This window comes from Aquitalea sp. S1-19, assembly GCF_024343515.1.
This window is the reverse complement of record NZ_RJTZ01000157.1, coordinates 1-4,630: the sequence shown is the minus strand read 5'-3', so window position 1 is coordinate 4,630 and position 4,630 is coordinate 1. Positions and strand designations below refer to the sequence as shown.

Annotated in this window: 6 protein-coding genes; all 6 read left to right on the top strand. The window is 62.8% G+C overall.

The features are described 5' to 3' along the window. On the top strand, positions 1–650 hold a 650-nt coding region (locus EGI20_RS16220), incomplete at its 5' end, for an ABC transporter substrate-binding protein (protein WP_498632709.1). Positions 651–653: 3 nt separating this feature from the next. Continuing rightward, positions 654–2,255 carry an ABC transporter permease gene (locus EGI20_RS16215; protein WP_498632707.1) on the top strand — a complete coding sequence of 534 codons (1,602 nt, stop codon included), beginning with the start codon at positions 654–656 and terminating at the stop codon, positions 2,253–2,255. Further along, a complete protein-coding gene (locus EGI20_RS16210) occupies positions 2,233–2,883 on the top strand; it encodes an ATP-binding cassette domain-containing protein (RefSeq protein WP_498632705.1) in 651 nt (216 codons plus the stop codon). The genes EGI20_RS16215 and EGI20_RS16210 overlap by 23 nt, the downstream gene beginning before the upstream one ends. Next, on the top strand, positions 2,876–3,493 hold the full coding sequence (locus EGI20_RS16205) for a CDP-alcohol phosphatidyltransferase family protein (protein WP_498632704.1): 618 nt from the start codon (positions 2,876–2,878) through the stop codon (positions 3,491–3,493). The genes EGI20_RS16210 and EGI20_RS16205 overlap by 8 nt, the downstream gene beginning before the upstream one ends. Further along, the gene (locus EGI20_RS16200; protein ID WP_498632703.1) at positions 3,490–4,128 is read left to right on the top strand and encodes a DUF3047 domain-containing protein; all 639 of its coding nucleotides are present in this window, start codon (positions 3,490–3,492) and stop codon (positions 4,126–4,128) included. Before EGI20_RS16205 ends, EGI20_RS16200 begins: the two co-directional genes overlap by 4 nt. After that, positions 4,125–4,630: FAD-dependent oxidoreductase (locus EGI20_RS16195; RefSeq protein ID WP_498632702.1), on the top strand; the 506-nt coding region annotated here is incomplete at its 3' end. The genes EGI20_RS16200 and EGI20_RS16195, both read left to right, overlap by 4 nt.

Here is a 4,630-nt window from a genome sequence, read left to right as displayed (position 1 = left end):
ATCCGGGACGGGTCAGCTACCCCAAACCGCCGCAGTTTCACGGCACCAGCTTCCTGAAACAGGCGCTGCTGGAGCTGGCACCCGACCCGGCCCTGCTGCAACAGCCGGTCACCGCTGCGGTTTTTGCCCGCGAAACCCGCGCCTTATGGGCCTACCTTGATCAGCTCCACCCCTTGCTGTGGCGCAAAGGTCAGGCCTTTGCCGCCTCAGGCGAACAAACGCTGCAGATGATGGCCGATGGCGAACTGCTGCTGGGCATCAGCTTCAACCCGAATGAAGTACCCAATCTCATCGCCGCCAAACGCCTGCCCAAAACCGCCTATAGCTATGGCCACAAGGACGGTACGCTGGCCAATGTGCATTTTGTCGCCATCCCGTTTAATGCCAGATCAGCCGCCGGCGCCAAGGTGCTGGCCAATTTCCTGCTCTCGCCCGAGGCGCAAGTCAAAAAGGCCGATGTCGCCATCTGGGGCGACCCTAGCGTACTGGACCCGGCCAAACTGCCGGCCGCGCAAGGTGCGGCCTTGCGGCAAAGCGCTGCGGGCAGCCTGCCAGCCAGCGTCAAGACACTGGCCGAACCACACGCCAGCTGGGTGGATGCGCTGGAAAAAGAATGGCTGCGCCGCTACGGCAAGGCAGGCGGCGCCTGAGCCATGCCCGTATTGACCCTGATACTGGTCGGCCTGCTGTTTGCCCTGCCGCTGCTGGCCGCCCTGCTGGCGGCGCTATGGCCGGCACTGTCCGGCGCGGCGCTAAGCGCGCTGATTACCGACCCGCAGTTTGCCAGCGCCCTCTGCGCCACGCTGATTTCGGCGCTTTTGGCTAGCGCGGCAGCGTTAGGCGGGGCGCTGCTGATTGCGCGCAGCCTGTACCACAGCCGTCTCTGGCTACGCTTAGGCGCACTGCTTTCACCTATGCTGGCCTTGCCGCATGCGGCATTTGCCATCGGGCTGGTCTTTCTGATTGCACCTGGCGGCATGCTGGTGCGCCTGTTTGCCGCCATCGCCGGCTTTCCCGTCGATGCGCCGGATTGGGTAACGGTCAACGACCCGCTGGCTCTGGCTCTGGCGCTGGCGCTGAGTCTTAAGGAAATGCCGTTTTTGCTGTGGAATATCGCGCTGTTTCTCGCCCGGCGCGAGCTTGTCCATCAGACACAAGTTGCCGCCAGCCTGGGCTATACCCCGAAGCGCATCTGGCGCTGGATCATTCTGCCGCAATTGCTGCCGCGCCTGGCCTGGCCCTTATGCGCGGTGCTAGCTTACTCCCTGACCGTCATCGATATGGCCATCATCGCAGGCCCGGGCACGCCACCTACGCTGGCGGTTCTGCTATGGCAATGGCTGCAGGAGGGCAACCCGGCACGTCTGGCGCCGGCCATGGCCGGCAGCTGGCTATTGGCACTACTAAGCGGCGCGCTGCTGATGCTCTTTGCCTTGTTGTGGCGCGCATGGCAGGCGAGCCACAGATGGCCCGACGGACAGCGCGGACAACGCACAACCGAGTTTGGCGGGAGCTTGCTGGCCATCAGCTTGCTGGCTATCTACGGCGCAGTCATCCTGCTGACACTGCTATGGTCGTTTGCCGGACTGTGGCTCTTTCCCGATCCATGGCCGCAAAGTCTGACACTCGCTGCCTGGCAAGATGGCGGCGACACCCTTGCCGCCCATCTTTTCAGCACGCTGGCGCTGGCGCTACTCAGTGGATCGGCAGCCTTGTTGCTGGCGCTATTGTGGCTGGAGTACGGCACAGCGCATCCGGCCGTGGGCAGCCTGCTACTGGCACCGCTGATCCTGCCGCAAGTCTTGCTGGTGGCCGGCCTGTACCGGCTGGCGCTTCCCTGGCAACTGGAGGGCAGTATGTTCAGCGTCGCTTGGGCGCAGTTATTCTGGGTTTTTCCCTATATGGTGATTGTACTGGCGCCCGCCTACCGGCGTTTTGATGCGCGCTATCTGGTACTTGCGCGCGCATTGGGGCACTCGCGCCTGCAAGCCTGCTGGCGCGTCAAATGGCCCATGCTGGCACGCCCGATTGCCGCTGCCGCTGCCGTCGGTGTCGCGGTCAGCATTGCCCAATACCTGCCCACGCTTTATCTGGGTGCCGGCCGCATCACCACCCTGACCACTGAAGCGGTGGCGCTGTCCTCCGGCGGCAATCGCCGCGTGATGGCCGCCTATGCCCTGCTTACGACCTTATTACCGCTGATAGCCTTTATGCTGGCACGCACATTGCCTGATGATGAAAAACACCCTGTTTGAACTGGACAGGCTCTGCCTGACCCTGCCCGATGGCCGCACCATCGGGCCGCTTAGCCTGACACTCGCGCCGGGAGAAATCCTGACCTTGATGGGCCCTTCCGGCTGCGGCAAGTCCAGCCTGCTTGCGGCCATCGCCGGTACCCTGTCACCCGCTATCCGCCAAAGCGGCCAGGTGCGTCTGGCGGGGCAAAGCCTGACCTGCATCCCGATAGAGCAACGCCGCATCGGCCTGTTGTTTCAGGACGCGCTGCTATTTCCGCATATGAGCGTGGCCGAAAACCTGGCCTTTGCCCTGCCGGCAAGTGTACGCGGCCAGGCACGCCAGGATGCGGTAAGGGCAGCCCTGAAAGATGCGGAACTTGGCGGCATGGAAAAACGCGCACCATCCACCCTCTCCGGCGGTCAGGCGGCGCGCGTGGCCTTGATGCGCGCCCTGCTGGCCGAACCGGCCATGCTTTTGCTCGATGAACCCGTCTCGCGGCTGGACAGCCGCTTGCGCCAGGATATGCGCGACTTTGTCTATCGCCATTTGCAGGCACGCGCAATTCCGGCCTTGCTGGTCACCCATGACAGTGCCGATGTGCCTGCCGGCGGCCGGCTCATCCAGCTGGAGGCGCCTGATGCTTGACCGTTTGCTGCTGCCGCTTTTACACCGCCCGCTGGCAGCCATGGCCAGAACCCTGTGCCGCCATCGCATCCACGCCGATACCATCACACTGAGCGCCTTTGCCTGCGGCGTGCTTGCGGCACTGGCCATTAGCCAGCGCTGGTTTTTAAGCGGCCTTGCACTGATTTTGCTGTCGCGCCTGCTGGACGGGCTGGACGGCACTCTGGCTCGCCTGACCACCCCGACCGATCGCGGCGCTTTTCTCGATATCAGTCTGGATTTCCTGTTTTATTCGTCCATTCCGTTTGCTTTTGCGCTGGCGGCGCCAGACAGTAATGCACTGGCCGCCGCCGCGCTGACCTTCGCCTTTGTCGGCACCGGCACCAGCTTTCTTGCCTTTGCCGTGATGGCGGAAAAGCGCCGCATCCACAGCACCACTTACCCCAACAAGGGCTTTTACTATCTGGGCGGACTGACCGAGGCCAGCGAGACGCTGGCCTGCTTTGCCCTGATGTGTATCTTTCCCGCCTATTTCCCGCTACTGGCCTGGGGCTTTGCCGCACTTTGCGCACTGACCACGCTGAGCCGGCTTGCCGCCGGCTGGCACAGTTTTACCGGACCCAAACCATGAAAATACTGAATCCTGCATGGCTGCTGGCACTGTCCGCCAGCAGCATTTTCGCGGCCGAGCCCCTGGCCGGTGCCTTCAGCCAGGGCTCGCTCGCTGGCTGGGATACGAAAAGCTTCAAGGGTGAAACCCGCTACCGGCTGGTGCAGGACGGCAATACCACCGTGTTGCGCGCCGACGCCGATGGCGGTGCTTCCGGCAAATTCCGCAAAATGAAGGTTGACCTCACCAAGACGCCTTTCCTTAACTGGCGCTGGAAAATCAGCAACACCTACGCCGGTGTCAACGAAAGAAGCAAGAGCGGCGACGACTATCCGGCACGAGTGTATGTGGTGGACGAGCGCGGCCCCTTCGGCCTGTCCAGCCGCGCACTGAACTATGTCTGGTCCAGCAACCAGCCCATCGGCAGCCGCTGGCCCAATGCCTTTGTTTCCCAAGCCATGCTGCAGGCGGTCGACAGCGGCAATGCCAAGGCCGGGCAGTGGGTGGTGCACAAGCGCAATGTACGCGAAGACCTGAAAACCGCCTTTGGTGAAGACTTTGACCATATCGACGCGGTGGCGCTGATGAGCGATGCCGACAACGCCGGCGGCAAAGCCAGCGCCTGGTATGGCGATATCTGGTTCTCCGCACAATGAAAAAACTGCTGCTAATCGGTGGCGGCCACAGCCACCTGTTTGTGCTGGAAGCACTGATACGCCAGCCCCGCCCCGATGTGGAAATCACGCTACTGACACGCGATGTGCTTGCCCCCTACTCAGGCATGTTGCCGGGCTTTGTCGCCGGCGCTTACACGCGCGAAGAGATTCATATCGACCTCGCCCCGCTATGTCTGGCCGCCGGTGTCAGGCTGATCCACGACACGGCCACCGCGCTGGACTTGGCAAAGCGTACGCTGTACACGGGCAAACTCGCGCTGGAGTTCGACCTGCTCTCGCTCGATATCGGCTCCAGTCCCAGGCTTAACGCCATACCCGGCGCTGCCGACTATGCCTGCGGCGTCAAGCCGATAGACGGTTTTATCCGCCGCTTGCAGCAACTGGATGCCCGGCCCGGGCCTGAACAGATCGTGGTGGCTGGCGGTGGCGCGGCAGGCGTAGAGCTTGCCCTGACACTGGCGCTCAGATATCCGGCAAAACA